Annotated in this window: 7 protein-coding genes; 1 reads left to right on the top strand and 6 read right to left on the bottom strand. The window is 69.1% G+C overall.

Annotation, left to right across the window (positions count from 1 at the left end; all coding sequences use genetic code 11):
* Window positions 1-37: 37 nt before the first annotated feature.
* From WMF39_RS12425 to WMF39_RS12445, 5 genes are all read right to left on the bottom strand, one after another.
* On the bottom strand, window positions 38-1,054 hold the full coding sequence (locus tag WMF39_RS12425; RefSeq protein ID WP_437745743.1) for a sugar-binding protein: 1,017 nt from the start codon (window positions 1,052-1,054) through the stop codon (window positions 38-40).
* A 441-nt stretch (window positions 1,055-1,495) separates the two neighbouring features.
* Window positions 1,496-2,590: a hypothetical protein gene (locus WMF39_RS12430; protein WP_437745744.1), complete on the bottom strand. Its 1,095-nt coding sequence runs from the start codon at window positions 2,588-2,590 to the stop codon at window positions 1,496-1,498.
* Window positions 2,591-2,788: 198 nt separating this feature from the next.
* Entirely contained in the window at window positions 2,789-6,112 is a 3,324-nt protein-coding gene (locus tag WMF39_RS12435) for a beta-propeller domain-containing protein (protein WP_437745745.1), read from the bottom strand.
* Window positions 6,113-6,577: 465 nt separating this feature from the next.
* On the bottom strand, window positions 6,578-7,822 hold the full coding sequence (locus WMF39_RS12440; RefSeq protein ID WP_437745746.1) for an ATP-binding protein: 1,245 nt from the start codon (window positions 7,820-7,822) through the stop codon (window positions 6,578-6,580).
* Window positions 7,823-7,931: 109 nt separating this feature from the next.
* Window positions 7,932-9,425 (bottom strand): protein kinase domain-containing protein, encoded by a 1,494-nt coding sequence (locus WMF39_RS12445; protein WP_437745747.1) that lies wholly within the window; start codon window positions 9,423-9,425, stop codon window positions 7,932-7,934.
* Between the two features lie 763 nt (window positions 9,426-10,188).
* Between WMF39_RS12445 and WMF39_RS12450 the strand changes: the two genes are divergently transcribed.
* Window positions 10,189-10,560, top strand: a complete 372-nt coding sequence (locus WMF39_RS12450; RefSeq protein ID WP_437745748.1) for a response regulator — start codon at window positions 10,189-10,191, stop codon at window positions 10,558-10,560.
* Here WMF39_RS12450 and WMF39_RS12455 read toward each other — a convergent pair.
* On the bottom strand, window positions 10,529-15,994 hold the full coding sequence (locus WMF39_RS12455) for an AAA family ATPase (RefSeq protein WP_437745749.1): 5,466 nt from the start codon (window positions 15,992-15,994) through the stop codon (window positions 10,529-10,531). The two genes, WMF39_RS12450 and WMF39_RS12455, sit on opposite strands and share 32 nt — an antisense overlap.
* Between the last annotated feature and the right edge of the window lie 178 nt (window positions 15,995-16,172).

Here is a 16,172-nt window from a genome sequence, read left to right on the forward strand (position 1 = left end):
ACGGGGCGGCGAGGAGTCGGACCGCCGGGGGACCGGGCTACTTCTTCATCTCGGCGAGCGTGGCCCTGAACTGCGCGACGTTCTCCTTGTTGATCACGTCGACCCCGGTGTCGATCACCTTGCTCGGGGGGATGGCGGCGATGGCCGCGTCGCCCTCGGTCGCGAGGCGGTGGAGCCACTTGCTCCCCAGGTAACCGAACTGGAACGGCTTCTGCACGACGGTGCAGGCGACAGTGCCGTTCTCGATGCCGGCGAGCGTCGCGTCCTCCTCGTCGAACACGGCCGGCTTGACCTTGCCCTTCTTCCCGAGCGCCTCGACGGCGGCGACGATGGCCGGCCCATTGTACGACCAGAGGCCGGTCGCGACGTCGAGGTCCGGGTGGGCGTTGATGATGTCCTCCACGTTCGTGCGCGCCTTGGCGAGGTCGGTGTTGTCCTCGCGCTTGTCGACGAGCTGGATGTTGTGGGGTGTGACCACGTCCTGAATGCCCTTGAGGCGCTGGGCCGCGTTGTCGACAGCGAACATGCCGACGAAGGCGGCCATCTTCCCGCCGTTCGGCAAGAGCTTCACGATCTCGTTGCCGAGCACCTTGCCGGCCTCGTAGTTGTTCGTGCCGATGTAGAGCAGCCGGTTCGATTTCGGGGCGTCGGAGTCGAACGTGATCAGCTTGACCTTCTCCGCGACCTTGTTGAGCACGGTCACCTGATCGTCCGGCGCCAGGACGCTCACGCCGACGGCGTCGTAGCCCTGGCTGGCGAGGCTCTCGAGGATCTGGTTCTGCTCCGTGGGCGTGCTGACCTGCGGCACCTTGAGGTCGACTTGGATCTTGGCCTCTTGCTCGTACTTGTGCACACCGGCGAACGCGATCTTCCAGAAGTCGCTGGATCCGTTCGTCACGAACGCGACCTTGATCACCTTGGCCGTGGCTTCTTTGCCGTTGCCTTTGCTGCTGACCTCGCCCCCACCTCCCTGATCGCAGCCTGCGATCGACGCCATCGACAGCATGGTGAACGCCGCACATGCGAGCTTCCAGAGACCCTTCTGATGCTTCACGGCAGCTCTCCTCGGTTCGTCCGCGCGAAGCGTGCGTCGAGACGACGTCGCTGCTCCGCGACAGCGGTGATGCCCCGGAGCGATGTTAGCGACTCACCTCGCCGATGTCGCGCCTCGCGTGAACGACCCGGGCCGAGCACCGAGGTGACGCGCAGGTTCGTCGGTTCCGGCACGGTGCGAGCGTGTGCGAGACCACCCGATCTGGATAACGAGTGAGGCGAGGCACATTGTGCCTACAAACCAGGTGGATGCTTTTGCGGGCCGTCTGCTCGCGGGGGGATCCGGCCGCGGTGATGCTGAATCGATCGCTTTGGGGATGATTCGCTGTTTCCCGGCAGCGAGCCGACGCGAGCGGCGGGCTCGACGTTCGGCCTGAGCTTGCTCACCTCTCCGGTGCCACCGGCAGCCCGAGCAGCCGACCGAGCGCCTCGTGAACCGGTACTAGCCGGAGCGCCCGAACAGGCTCAGCAACCGCCTGAGCAGCCCCGGCTTCGCGGTCGGCGCGCTCGCCGCCGGCGCCGGCGCCGCCTGGTCGCGGCGTGCTGACCTCGGCGCCGCATCGCGGGGCTTCGCCACGGCGGCGTCACGGGGCTTTGCTGCAGCGGGAGGCGCTCCGGGCTCCTCACGGCCGGCCTCCACGCCATGGTCCGCGGTGGGCTCGGCCGCGCGGCTCGGTGCCTGCTTCGCTGCCTTCTTTTCGGCCCGCGCCTGGACTCTGGCCTTCATTGCCTCCTTGGCGGTGAGCGCGGGCTTCTTCTTCCGCGGGAATGCGGCGCTCGGCGGAGGCACCCACACGGCGTCCCGGCGCGGCTCGGGGGTCGCCGTCGTCTCCGGCGCCGGCGCAACGCCGCGCGTCTCGGCGGGCTGCGGCTGCCGCGACGCCCTGGAGGCGTTGGCCTCTCCCGCGGCGGGCGCGCGCTTCGCCTCGGCGAGCGCGGCGTTGCGCTCCGCCTCGCTCTGCGCGGGGTCCGCGGCGGCGGCAGCGCGCTGCTCTCGCGTGGCGTTGCCCGGCGCTGGATGGGCCGCGGGCGCGCGGGTCTGGGTAGCGCCCCCGGCGCCTGTCCGGCCGCGCGGCGTCGCCCCATCCCGCGCCCCCCTGGGCTTGTCCGGCGAGCGGCGCTCGGCCGCGATGCCGTCGCGCGCCCCGCGCTCGGCCGGGCCGCTGTCGCGTCCTGCGCGCTCCGCCGGCCCGCGCTCGCGCGCTCCACGGTCGGCGGGTCCGCGCTCCGCTGGCCGCGCCGAGCGCCGCGGCGGCGGCTCCTGCGCGGGCGCTGGCGTGCGCGGCCGGCGCATGTCGATGACCCGCGGCGGCCGCGATCGAGCCGGCGCAGCGGCGGCGGGCGCAGCGGCGGCCGGCGCCGCCACGGCGTCTTCCGCGCTCGCTGCGCCCGCCGTCGTGGTCGTCGTCGTGCCGCCGGAAGAGGCCTCAGCGCCCGCCTCCGCCGGCTCTCCGGCGGCTTCCGTCGCGCGATCCTCGATGGGCTCCGGGCTCTCCGGTTGCCCCTCCCCGTTTTCCGCTGTGCTTTGCTCGACCATGGGGCTCCTCCATAGCGTTGTCGGGCGCTCCGCGAAACCGGATCTCACCGCCTCGCACGCGCGGCCTGCGCGGTGCGTAGCGTTCGAAGAGGGAAAAGAGGGATGAGGCGGCCGCGCCGCGCGAAGCTGCGCGCCGCGTGCCATTGCGGCAAGCCGGCCCGGTGCGCTCGGCCCCGGCCGGCTTGCCCAGCGGCCCGGCTACTCGCCCAGGTAGGGGACGAGGTTGACGGTCTCGCGATCGAGCTGGTGAATCCCGAAGCGGCCGGCGGCGAACAGGACCTCCTCGCCGCTGGTCACGAACCTCTCGGGCCAGCCCCAGAGCGGGAAGAACGCCTGTGCCTTCGGCGCCTCGGGCTCCTCGAGGGAGATCGCCAGGGCGCCGCCGGGCACCTCGAAGAGCGCCCGCATGTCGGCCGTGTGGCGCAGCGACGCCCACGAGGCGAGTCGGACGGTGGAGAGCACGTCGAACTCGGGGATCGCGGGGTCCTCGTTCTCGTTCTCCGGCTCGGGCGGCGGCGCCTCACCCGCCGGCGAGAGCGTGGTCAGCTTCTGGTTGGGATCCCAGCCAGCGTACCACCCGCTGCTCGGACGCCAGATCAGGCTGTGGGACAGGACGGGCAGCCCGCGGCCATCGATGGAGATCGCGTTGACCTGGCGGTCCGGGAACTTCTGGTACTCCTGCAGGTACGCGAGCCCCTCGTGCACCTCGAGCCGCGCGATCGCCGTCTCGATGAACTGCTGGCCCCACACCCTGTCGCTCGCGTAGATCGACGCGCCCTGGATCGCGAGCACCTCGCCGGGCACGTTGATCCCCGGATCGAGCGCCGGCTGCGACGGGTTGGTCAGGTCGAGGTGCGTGAGGAAGTACTGCGTGCGCGGGCGCGGATCGTCCGGCGCGCGGCCGCTGATCGAGCGCTTGATGTTGAAGTAGAGCTCCCCGTCGTCGTTGAGGACGTTCACGGTCTCGTTGTCGTCCGGCAGCGCGACGGCCGGCGCCACGGTCGGGTGGTCCGGGTCGGAGAGGTCGACCACGTGGATCTCGATCTGTGCCCAGCTGCGGCGCGGGACGTACTCATAACAATACGTCGACGTGATCCCCACGATGTCGTTCCGGTCGACCTCGACCGGCGTGCAGCTCGTGTCCGCGCCGGGGTGGTCCGTGCACTCGGCGAACCCGCCGTTGCAGTACTCCTCGCCGCCGATGTTGCGGCACGTCCGCTCTCCGGCCATGTACGTGCAGCCTTCCTGCCCGAAGCAGCCCGGATTCTCGACCGAGTTGGTCCGGCACGCCCAGCCGACCCCGAGGTCCTCGGAGTGGCCGATGACGCGCAGGAAGGCGAGGGCATCGCGCGCGGGGTGCACGGTCGAGAACGAGCTCCCCCCGCCGTAGTAGCCGCCCGTGGCGGGGAGATCGCTCGTGTCGAGCGTGCCCGCCCGCCGCGGCGCGGTCGGGTCGGACAGGTCGATCACCTCGAGGTGGGTCACCTTGCCCACCCAGTTCTCGAAGGTGGTGGTCAGCGACACGAGCAGATCGCCCACCTGATGGAGCTCTGCGTCGGCCGGCAGATCGAAGGTGGCGATCGGCTGCGCGAGCTGGGTGAGCCCGGCGCTCGGCACGACCTCCGCCTTGACCTTCCGGTTCTCGGCGGGGGTCCAGTAGAGATCGTAAGGCATCTTCACGCGGACGCGGTGCTCGCCGAACGCGAAGACCTTCACATAATCCGGGGCGAGATCGAGGTGTCCGAGCTTCTCGGGCGTGTCGAGCTTGTCCTGCGCGTAGAGGGTGAGCTCCTCATCGGAGACGTTCGCGGTGGCGATGTCCTCGGCGCGGAACGTGCGGCGCGCGGGGGTCCCGTGCTCCATCACGCCGCGGCGGGTCAGCGTGGTGTCCGAGAAGGTGAAGATCTGCACGCCGGAGAACGGCCGCCGGGTGTTGTCCACGATCCTGCTCGCGGAGAACGGGAGCAGCACGAGGCCCGTCTCGGGCTCTCCGGTCGCCGCCACGGCGTCCACCGCGTCGTCGAGCACGGTGAACGCGCGGTGATCCCAGTCGGCCTCGGACCAGCTCCAGCCCTGGGCGCCGCCGTCGATCTCGGCGCGCGCCACCAGGGGATCCTGGCTCGTCAGATCGGTGATGTCGTAGAGGCTGGCCGCGAGCTGCCGGCCGTTCTGGTCGTTCACGCCGATCCCGATCAGGCGGGTCGCGCCGAGGACCGGGCGGAAGAAGTTGTTCCACCCGGACACGATGAACTCGCTCTCCTCGGTGACGTTCCCGCTCGGATCGATGGAGAAGGCGTGGAAGGGATCCTGGCGCCGGTAGGTGACCGCGAACGCCCTGTCGTCCAGGAAGATGGCGCCGTAGAGCGACTGTTCGGCGCCGAACTCCTCGCTGTCGATCGGCACGATGTCGTCGGGATCGGCCGCGTTCCACGTCTCGAGGTAGCTGGGCGTCCCGTCGGCCCACTGCGGACCGGAGAAGACCCGAAGCATGTTGTCGCGGAAGTCCATGTGGAACTGGGAGCGCACGTAGCTGGCCGTGCTCACGCTGTCGCGCAGCACCATCGACCCGTCGCGGTTCGAGATGTCGATGATCGAGATCTCGCTGGGATCCTGCGACCAGCTGCCGCCGTTGCGCGCCACGAGGAGCACGTCCGCCTCCGCGTGGATGGCGGTCACGGTGTCGCCGAGCTCGATCTCGCTGCGCGGGGCGAGCGCGTCGGCGCCGACGTCGAAGCTCCGGACGAGGGTCTTGTTGACCCACTGGAACTGCCCGGGGTTGATCTCCTCGAGCTCCGAGCCGTTCGAGGCGATGTAGAGCGAGCTCGCGCTCTCGCCGCGCGCGAGGCGGCTCGTCATGATGGCGCCCGTGACCGGATATTGCGACAAGAGCTTCGGCGCGGCGCGGTCGGCGATGTCGATGAACAGCACGGTCCCGCCGGTCCGCCGCTCCACGGTGAGGCCGTCGGCCTTGAGCTGGTAGCCGGCCCAGTCGTTCAGGAGCACGACCGCGCGGTCGCCGACGACGTACATCTCGACCGGGGTGCCGGCGATCTGCATCTGGCCGAGGAACTTCGGGTCCGACGGGTCCTGGATGTCGATGACCTGCAGGCCGCGGAAGGTGTTGAGGTTGAGGATCTGCCCGCCGCCGAGGACGCGGTAGATGTCGCCTTCCTCGAGCTCGCGGCTCTCTTCCTCTTCTTCCTCCTCCTCTTCCTCTTCTTCTTCCTCCTCGCCGAGGTACCCCTCGGTGAACGGATCATCGGCCGACACGAAGTCGGTGGGCCCCTCCGGGGTCTCGGGCTCCTCGGGCTCCTCGGGCTCCTCGGGCTCTTCCTTGGGAGGATCCGGCTCCTCCTCCTCGGGCGGAGGGTTCTCGTTCTCTTCTTCGGGTGGGGTCTGCTCCTGGGGCTCGGGCTTGTTGTCGTCGCTCCCGCATCCCTGTCCGAGCAGCAAGAGCAGCGCGGCCATCACGCTGGCTTGCGCTGACAGCACGCCTCTGAATAACGCTCTTCTCTTCGCCACAGCTACTCCTCCCTGGCACCTCGCATGAGGTGCGGAGACTGCGCACATCGATGTGTCCTACACGGTTCAACGTGGTCGGAACGTCGCGGCCCGAGGGCGGCGGTGCGGCGAGTCTCCGGCGAGCGGTCGAGGGCGCGTCCGGCACGGCGCAGCCCGCGATCGAGCCGGTCTTCGCGGCTTCGCGCTACCGCGGACCGTGAGCTTGCATCCAGCGGAGTATCCACCTTCTGGAGTGGCTCCTCAATGTGGAATGCTGTTACGGAACGGCGGCAGAGCGGATTGCTCTGCGTGGCGCAGGATGGGTTCTTGGTGGAGCGGAGCGCCGAAAGCTCACAGTTGGCGGCGTCTTCCCACACGACGGTTCGGACAGCGCTGGTTGCCGTCGGCTCTTGCCGGTCTGCGGGGCGCTCGACGCCTTCTATCGTGACGTCGAGCGGCGCGGGGCCCGCGCTCGTCGCGCCCCCGTCACGCGGCCTCTTCCTTCTCCTCCGCCCGCGCCACCGGCAGCGCCACGAAGAACGTCGACCCCTTCGAGACCACGCTCTCCACCCAGATCCGCCCGCCATGGCCCTCGACGACCCGCTGCGCGATCGCCAGCCCGAGGCCCGTCGAGCGCTCCCCCCCGGTGCTGACCGTCCTCGCCCGCCCGAACGGCCGGAAGAGCTTCCCGAGGTCCTCCGCCGCGATCCCGGGCCCCTCGTCCTTCACCGACAGGAGCACCTCGGCCCCCCCGCCGGCGTCCTCCCCCCGGCCGCCGTGGACCCGGACGCGGATGGTCGTGCCCGGAGGCGCGTAGTGGATGGCGTTGCTGATGAGGTTGTTGAGCACCTGCTCCAGCTTGTGGACGTCGACCTCGACCCGCGGGACGCCCTCGTCGCTCTCGACGACGAGCTTCATATTCTTCTGCCCCGCCAGCACCATGTTGAGCGCGACGTTCGACTCGACGAGCTGGACGAGATCCGTGCTCTTCCTGTCGAGGCTCAGCTTGCCGAGCTCGATCATCGACACGTCGAGCAGATCGTTGATGAGCGAGAGCATGAATTTGCTCGAGCTCCTGATCATGTTGACGATCTCGACGCCGCCCTCCTTGAGCAGCGACGTCGGCTCCCCGCGCCGGTGGCTCATCAGCATGAAATCGCTGTAGCCGAGGATGACGCCGAGCGGGTTCCTGAGGTCGTGGGCCGCCATGCCGACGAAGCGGTTCTTCTCCTCGTTCAGCCGGACCAGCTCCGCGTTCTTCGCCGCGAGCTCCTCGTGCATCTGGACGAGCTGCCGGTTGCTCTCCTCCAGCGTGTCGGCGTACTGCTTGAGCTTGAGCTGGCACCTCTTGTGCTCGATCGCATAGCGGATCGTGCGCTCGAGGTTTTGCGCGTCGAACCTCCCCTTCACCAGGTAATCCGCGACGCCCGCGCTCATCGCGGCCATGTCGATCTCCTCGTCGCCGACCCCCGTCAGCATGATGATGGGGATCGCGCAGCCGAGGTGGTTGGCCTCACGCACGACGTCGAGGCCCGTCCGGGCGTCGAGCCGGAAGTCGAGGAGGCACACGTCGTAGCCGCCGGCGCGCAGCGCCTGGATCGCCTCGTCCGAGCTGCTCAGCCACGTCACGTCGTACCGGGTGCGGGGAACGTCGCGGAGGAGCCGCCGTGTGACGAGGTGGTCGACCTCGTCGTCATCCACAAGAAGGACCTTCATCGCGCTGTCGTTCATCGGGAGCCTCGACCACGCCGGACATCGGCGCTCTCCCGCCGGCAAGCTTCGCGCCACGCCGCGTGCTCCACCCCCGCCGCGGCGGAGGCCAGGGTCTTCGCCCCGCCCCTCATGGCCGGCGCTTCTGCTCTTCGGCGACGCCCACGAGCGCGCGCGCCAGGGTGATGAGCTGCCCCGCGTCGAACGGCTTGACGAGGAACGCCGACGCGCCGAGGCGCGACAGGCACTGCCAGTCGGCCGCGCCCCCGGTCCCGGTCGCCACGATGATCGGGAAATCCCCTTGTGGGAGCCTGCGCACCGCCGCCGTGAGCGCGATGCCGTCCAGCCCGGGCATGTCGAGGTCGAACACGCCGAGCGACGGGCGGTTCGCCTCGATGGCCGCCAGCGCCGCGGCGCCGTCGGGCGCTGTCTCGATGGCCGCGCCGGGCAGCGCCTCCGCGAGGACGCTGGCGAGGAAGCTGCGGAACGACGGGCTGTCGTCGGCGACCACGACGCGCGTCGTGCGCGCGTACGCCGGCATGGCGCCGCGCGCGTCGAGCAGCGCCTCGCGCAGCGCCTCCGCGCTCGCCGTGCGCTGGTCGGGCTCCTTGGCCAGCGCCGCGAGCACCGGCGCGTCGAACGACGGCGGCAGATCAGGGCAGATCTCGCTCGGCGGGATCGGGGGCTGATACGCGTGCTGCATGACCAGATCCACCGTGCTCGTGCTCTGGAACGGCAGGCGGCCGGCGAGCAGGTAGTACGCGACCACCCCGAGGGCGTAGACGTCGATGCGCGGCAGCAGCGCGGGATCGAGCTGCCGGCCCAGCGCCACCTCCGGCGCCAGGTACGCCGGGGTGCCGGAGAAGGCGAGCTCGACCCGATCGCCGCGGGGGATCCGCTTCGCGAGCCCGAGATCGGCCACCACGACGCGGAGGGCCTGGCCGACGAGGATGTTGCTCGGCTTCACGTCGCGGTGGGCGATGCCCGAGGCGTGGATCGCCGCGACGCCGAGGCAGGCCTGGTCGAGGACGCTCAGCGCCTCGTCGAGGCCGAGCCGGCCCCCCTTGCTGTGGACATGCGTGTCGAGCGTGACCCCAGGCACGTACTGCATGACGAAATACGGCGCGTTTTCGTACTCGCCGAACGCATAGATCTCGACGACGTTCGGGTGGTGGACGCGCGCCATCGCCCGCGCCTCCGCCAGCAGGCGGGCCTGCATCTGCGCGTTGTCGAGCTGCTCCGGCCGGAGCAGCTTGATGGCGACGTCCCGCTGGAGCTGCTCGTCGCGCGCCAGGAGGATGACGCCCATCGCCCCCTCTCCGAGGCGACCGACGATGCGGTAGACCCCTCCGAGCAACGTGCCCTCGGGCGGCACCTGAACCGAGCTGCCTCCCTCGTGCAGGCTCGAGCGCGCCGCGGCCCGCCAGAGGTCCTCGTCGCTCAGCGTGGAGCCGTCGCCGTTCCGCTCGGCCGGCGGCTCCGCCCGCGTGGGGGGACGGTCGCGCACCACGGTGTCGACGCCCTGCAGCGTATCCGCGACGTCGGGCGCGAGCGGCGCGGGGGGATCGCCGCCGTTCGCGCTTCCAGAGCTGAAGCCGGGCGAGCCGTCCGCCGCGTCTGCCATGGTGCGCATGATACGTGTCCTGCGCATGCCTATCAACGGAGAGCGACACGCGCTCCAGCTGCGAAGCGCGGTGCACGCGGCGGTCTGACGGCGTCTCGCGGGCGCGTCACGGTCGGGCGGGATGTCGCAGCTGTGGCAGGATGCCACGCTGCGCGGCGAGCGTGGCTTTGCGCCGCGCTCGCCGGCCGGCCCGCGGCGAGGTGCGGCGCCGCGCGGGGGGGCCGGGCGGGCGGCTGGCTCACGCTGCTCGGGGCACGCCGAAGAAGCGATGGCCTTGACGCGTGTCGCCGGCCTCGATTGTTTCAGCCGTCCAGCGGCGATCCCTCTCGTCAATCCATCCATGGCGAGCTTCGCCTTTTCCCTGCCGAGCATAGCGACGGGCGAGCCAGCAGGGCGGCAGGGTCGTCACGATCACCTCGGTCGTGGGCTTGCAGGCAGAGCCAGGCCGCATGCCTGCCGTCGGACCTGCCTGTCGGCGGAAAGGCGGTTGCCGACGGAGTAACCATCCGGCGATGAGGGGTTTTCTGAAGGCCGACGTGAATCGGAATGGCTATACTCGAATGGCCATGAGGATGCTCTCGGTCGAGTCCGTCTGTGCCGGCGCGCCAGGAGCGAGGAACGGCTGTACAGTACAGTATAGGAAATGAGCGTTGATGGCTAACGGCTGACGGATCGATATTGAAGAGAGCTCGACGGGGTCATCGGGCTCCCGCGCTGAGTGAACGGAAAGGTGGCCTGAGCCTTATCGGTCACTCTGGGGGCCATGGAGATCGAGGTGACGATGAATATTCTCGTTGCGGAAGATGACGACGACCTGCGCGAGCTCGTGGCAATGACGCTCTCGGTGGAGGGATTCCATGTGCAGACAGCGCGGCACGGACAAGAGGCTCTGGAGAGGATAGGTGAACACATGCCCGACCTCATCCTGCTCGACATGAAGATGCCGGTCATGGACGGCCGGACCTTCGCGCGGGAGTTTCAGAACCGATACGGCCGGTCGGTGCCCATCATGGTCCTGACCGCGGCCGAGCACGCCGCCCTTCGAGCCCAGGAGATCGGCGCCGCAGGGTGGATCGCGAAGCCCTTTCACTGCGACCAGCTGGTCAGGATGGTGCGGTCGCACCTTCGCATGTAAGGGGCAGGCGGACGTGGAACGTGCTGCCACGGCCTTCCTCACTCTCGAACCACATCTCGCCTCCGTGGCGCACCACGATCGCGCGCGACAGGTACAGCCCCGTCCCCATCCCTCCGTAATCGTGGGGCGTATCGGTGTGGGCGCGATGGAAGCGCTCGAAGATCCGCGCCCGCTTCTCCACGGGGATCCCCACCCCCTGATCGCGCACGGACACCAGGGCGTCGAGCGCGTCCGCCATCCGCACGTAGAGCTCCACCTCGCCGCCATCCGGTGAGTACCGCAGCGCGTTGTCGAGCAGGTGCGCCACGACCCGCTCCAAGAGCTCGCGGTCCCCTTGGAGCACCACGGGCTCGGCGCACGTGACCCGGATGCGGCGCGACCGCGCCCCCTGCTCCAGGCGCGTCGCCATGCGTTCGACCAGCTCCCCGAGATCCACGCGCTCGAGCACCAGATCCAGCCGGCCGAGCTGGACTTGCGAAAGGAACAGCAGATCGGCCACGATCCGCTCGATCCGGTCGGCGCCCCGCAGCAGCCCGTCCACGATCCGGCGCTGACCCGGCGGCAGCTCCGTCGCCGTGCGCAAGAGCATCTCGGCATAGCCCATGATCACCGTCACGGGCGTCTTGAGCTCGTGCGCGGCCACGCGGAGAAACTGGTCCTTGAGCCGGTCGAGCTCGACGAGCTCGGTGACGTCCCGCACGACCGCCACCGCGCCCACCACCTGCCCCCCCGCATCGCGCATGGGCGACGCGCTCGTGTGCACGTAGCGGGTCCGCTCCGCGCCGGGGAGCGAGATCGTCCCCTCATCCAGGGCCACCGTCTCGCCGCCGAGCGCGCGCACGAGCGGCGTTTGCTCCGCTTCGTAGGGCGTCCCGTTCGGGCGGTCGAAGCGGAGCCGCCGCACCAGGTCCGCGATGGGCCCGCGCGCCTCGTCCGGGCTCGCGAGCCCTGCGAGGCGCGCCGCCGCATGGTTGGCCAGGGTGACGCGCCCGTTCCGGTCGACGACGAAGACGCTGTCGACCATGTTGTCGAGCACTGCTTTGATCTCCATCTGGCTCCGTTCGAGGTCGGCGTAGAGCATGGCATTGTCGAGCGAGATGGCCGTCTGCGCGCCGAGCAGCTCGAGCACCCGGATCGTGCCGGCCGTGAACGCCCCCGTCGCGACGTTGTTCTCCAGGTAGACAAGGCCGCTCAGGCGCGCCTGCCGTACGATGGGGAGGCACAGCAGCGAGTGCGGCCGTCTCCGGGTGAGGTGCTCGTCCGAAGCGAACCGCGTCGCCACGGCGGCCTCGTCCAGGATGACGGGCTCACGCGTCCGCGCGACGTAGTGGAGGATCGACATCGGGAACGCCGCCGCCGACGCCGGGACGCCCTTGTGGCTCGCGACGCGGATCTCCGTCCCGTCGGTCGTGGCCTCGGCGTAGACGGCGAGCTCGCCGTCGCGGACCAGGATCAGCGCCCCTCTCTGCCCGCCCGCCTGCTGGAGCACGATCTGCAGCAGCGTCTCGCTGAGCTTCGGCAAGAGGATCTCGGACGAGATGCTCTGCAAGGCTTTGACAACCGAGAACAGGTCGAGCTGCTCGGGCGCGGCCACGAACGTGGCGGTGAGCGCGGCCGATGGTCGCTCGACGAGCTCGGGGTAGCATCGGTCGAGGCTCTGGACTTTGCCGTCGGCGCCCCAGCGGACATAGCAGGAGCGGGCCTCGCGCAAGTAGGTGTCGGCGAAGCGCGCGAACCCTCGCGCCCGGTAAAACCGAGATGCGAGCTCGTAGGCGAGCGCTTCAACGTGGACGAAGCCGCTGTCGCGCGCCGAGTGGACGGCCTCTTCATAGAAGCGCATGGCGTCGAGGTCCCGGCCCTCGGTGCGGGCGACCTCGGCTGATACCAGGGCGTAGCGGGTCCGGAAGTTCTCGGGGCAGTTGTCGGCCCAGAGCTCCAGCTTCTGCAATTGCTTCACGAGCGTCTGCGCGAACTGCCGCTGCTGCTCGGCAGGGGCCTGCGCATAGAGCGCCGTCAGCGTGAGCGCGTGGTAGAAGTGATGCATCGCCTCGATCGCCATGGATGCCACCTGGTGCAGCATCGACGTGGCGCTGGTCGCGGACTCCAGCGCTTCGGCATAGCGTTCATGGGTGAATGTCGCGATCTGCTTCATGACGTGGTAGTATGTAACTCCAAGGCCGAAGCCCGCCTTCTTGAGGGCCGCGATACAGCTCTCCTCGTCGAAGGTGTCGTCGCTGAAGCTCGTGGGCGCCTGCGTCGCTCCCCTCAGGCTCGCTGCAAACTGCTCTTCGAGCCGGAGGACATGGTACACCACGTCATTGTGGGTCTGCCGGGCGAACGCGATGTGCTTCCGCGCGACATCGATGACATGAACGAGCGGCTCTCCGCTCTCCAGAACGAGCCATGTCATGTTGTAGGTCAAGTAGCCGGCAAAGACGAGATCTCCGATGTCGAGGCAAGCGAGGAAGGCCTGCTCCATGAGCGGGAGGCTCGCCGCGAAGCGCCCGCACCAGACCTTGATGACGCTTGCATTCTGGAAGAGCAGCTTCCCTTTCAGTTTTGCCGTGGCGCTCTTGAATTTTTCATTCAGCCTGAGCGCCATCTCGGAGAACTGGAGCGCGCGCGGGATGTCGCGGTAGAACGAGACCAGCACCATGCCGTAGTTACTATAGATGAAGGAGGACTCTTCGGCGTGCCCGCGCTGCAGGGAGACGCTCACCCCCTTGGCGGTGAGCAGGACCCAGAGCGCTGGTCGCGAGGTGTATACGATGGGGAACGACTCGGCGATCAGGCCGATGAGCGCCCGCGCGCTCTCGTCGGTGGCTACAGGCGCATCGACGAGGTCGGCGATGGGGCGCCCCTGCAGGTTGATCGAGACCTGCCGGATCTCGGCCTCCGCGGCCATCCGGATCTCCTCGTCGGACTCCGGGAGCATCACCCCGTAGAGCTGCAGGGCCTGGATCATGACCGCCACGGCGTCGCGGTGCCGTCCGGCGATCTGGTAGAGCCGCAGGCGCGATCGGTACGCCCTGGATCGGTCGGGCCTGGAGCGGGCGTTCTGGAGAATCAGGTCGAACAGCTCGTCGGCCTGCTGGAAGCGGCCGACGAGGTACTCGCATTCGGCGAGCTCCAGGTGGAGCGTGAATGCATCCTCGTTCCGTGCGCTCCAGGCGTCCGGTGGCAGCAGGGATGTCGCCTGGGCCAGGTAGCTGCGAGCCGACGCGTAGGCCACCGAGGCTTTTGCCTTGGTCCCCGCCAGGAAGTTGAGCCGGCAGAGCGCCTCCTTCTCGCGCGGGTCGGTGAGGAGGTGGGCGCCGTGATTGAGCTGGTTTGCGACGTCGAAGGCCCGCTCTGCGATCCCCTGCTCTGGCAACCGAGACAAGAGGAGCCGGCCGAGCTGAAGATGCATCTCGGCGCGCAGCTCCTCCGGGATGAGCGAATAGGCCGCTTCCTGGATGCGGTCGTGGAGGAACTTGTATGTGCTGTCCACGCGGATGACGAGGCCCGCGCGGACGGCCTCCCAGAGGTCCGCGTGCACGTCGTGCTCCACACTGCCGCGAACCATCGCCAGGAGGGCGACCTCGGCGGTATTTCCCAGACAGGCGAGCTGCTTCAGCGTTTCCTGGGTCTTCGCGGGCAGCCGCCTGAGCTTGCCGACCATCAGGTCGACCACGTTGTCGGTGTAGCCCTTTTCGCGGATCTTCGCGACGTCCCACCGAAAGGCTTCCGTGCGCTCGTCGAACTCGATCAGGCGCTCTTCATGGAGCGAGAGGAGGAACTGAATGGCGAAGAAGGGGTTGCCGGCCGTCTTCTCGTAGGCGAGATCGGAGAGCTGTGCGCCGTCTTCGAGGCGGCAGCGGAGCGCCTCGCCGACGAACGCGGCGAGGTGCTCGCGCGGTATCGGGCCGAGCACGATGTCCGAGACGCGCGCGCCGTCTCTCCGCACCTCGTCCAACGTCACCAGGAGCGGGTGGGTGGGGGACACCTCGTTGTCGCGGTAGGCGCCGATGATGAGGAGATAGCGCATCTCAGGGTGGGCCAAGAGGTCCTTGAGCAGCCCGAGGCTGGCCGCATCGACCCACTGGAGATCGTCGAGAAAGAGCGCGAGGGGGTGCTCCTTCTGGGCGAACACCCCGATGAAGTGCCGGAGCACCATGCGGAAGCGGTTCTGCGCCTCGGTCGGCGGCAGCTCGGGGACGGGCGGTTGCCGTCCGACGATCAGCTCGACCTGCGGGATCACCTCCACGATGAGCTGGGCGTTGACCCCGAGGACGTCGAGCAGCTGCCGTCTCCACGCCGCGATCCGCTCCTCGCTCTCGGCAAGGAGCTCGATCGCGAGCTCCTGGAAGGCCTGGACGAGCGTGGCGTAGGGGATGTCGCGCTTGTATTGATCGAACTTGCCCGAAAGGAAGAAGGCCCGCTCCCGAATGATCGGCTTGTGCAGCTCATGGACGAGCGCGCTCTTGCCGATCCCGGGGTACCCGGAGATGAGCAGGAGCTCCGGCGTCCCCGTGGCGACCACGCGGCCGAAGGCCTGCAGCAAGGTGGCGACCTCCGCCTCTCTGCCATAGAGCTTCTGCGGGATCTGGAGCCGGCCTGTCGTGTCTCGCTCGCCCAGCGCAAACGGCTCCACCCGCCCGCTCGCGCTCCACTCTGCGAGGCACCTCTCCAGGTCGCGCTGGAGGCCGCGAGCGCTCTGGTAGCGATCCTCGGGCATCTTGGAGAGGAGCTTCAGGGTGATGCGCGAGATCGTCTCGGGCACCTCGGGGACGAGCTCCGACGGCGACGTGGGGACGCGGGCCACGTGGCAATGGACCCACTCGACCGGGTCGCGCGCCTCGAAGGGGAGCCTGCCGGTGAGCATTTGATTGAACGTCACGCCGAGCGAGTAGAGATCGGTGCGGTTGTCGATGGCCCGGCTCGTCCGACCTGTCTGCTCCGGCGATAGATAGGGCAAGGAGCCCTCGATGAGCCGGGGGGGCTGCGCGCGCTGCTGCTCGCGGGGGAGGCGGGACGCGAACCCGAAGTCGGCGATCCTGACCTCGCCGGAGGCGGGGTTGACGAGGATGTTGCCGGGTTTCAGGTCCTTGTGGATGATGTCCTGCTGGTGAACGTCCGCGACCGCCGCCGCGATGCGGATCGCGAGGGGGAGGAAGCGCTCGATCCCCATGGGCGTCCCGAGCAGGTGATCGAGGGACTGGCCGCCGAAGTCCTCCAGGATGAGGGCCGGCATGCCCTGGTACGTCTCGAGGGCGAGCGGCTTGATGACGGCCCGGGCGTCGAGCAGCTGTCCGAGCTCATACTCGTGCTTCAGCCGCTCGCGGTCCTTCGGGCGGCTGCGCCGCGGATCGAGCACCTTGAGGATTACCGGGCAGCGATCGGCGCTCCTGACCGCACGATAGACGACGGCTCTGCCATCGAGGGAGAGAGGCATGGTGATCGTGTACGGGGAGGCGAGGGGCATGGAGGGGGTTCCTGATGCGCGACACGCTCGGCGAGGGCGATGAGGCCGCGTGCGCGGTGCTCCACGGGGCTCGGGCATCGTCGGCCGGGCCGCCGAGCCGGACCGAGAACGTGATTGAGCGCATCACGCGGGCTCGAATCCATACCAG

The sequence above is a fragment of the Sorangium sp. So ce1504 genome (assembly GCF_051521635.1).
GTDB classification, from domain to species: domain Bacteria; phylum Myxococcota_A; class Polyangia; order Polyangiales; family Polyangiaceae; genus Sorangium; species Sorangium cellulosum_B.

Bases quoted from the DNA above. Each gene is read 5' to 3' on its own strand.
- WMF39_RS12455 (WP_437745749.1), bottom strand. From the start codon at position 15,994: ATGCCTCTCTCCCTCGATGGCAGAGCCGTCGTCTATCGTGCGGTCAGG.
- WMF39_RS12445 (WP_437745747.1), bottom strand. From the start codon at position 9,425: ATGGCAGACGCGGCGGACGGCTCGCCCGGCTTCAGCTCTGGAAGCGCG.
- WMF39_RS12430 (WP_437745744.1), bottom strand. From the start codon at position 2,590: ATGGTCGAGCAAAGCACAGCGGAAAACGGGGAGGGGCAACCGGAGAGC.
- WMF39_RS12440 (WP_437745746.1), bottom strand. From the start codon at position 7,822: ATGAACGACAGCGCGATGAAGGTCCTTCTTGTGGATGACGACGAGGTC.
- WMF39_RS12450 (WP_437745748.1), top strand. From the start codon at position 10,189: ATGGAGATCGAGGTGACGATGAATATTCTCGTTGCGGAAGATGACGAC.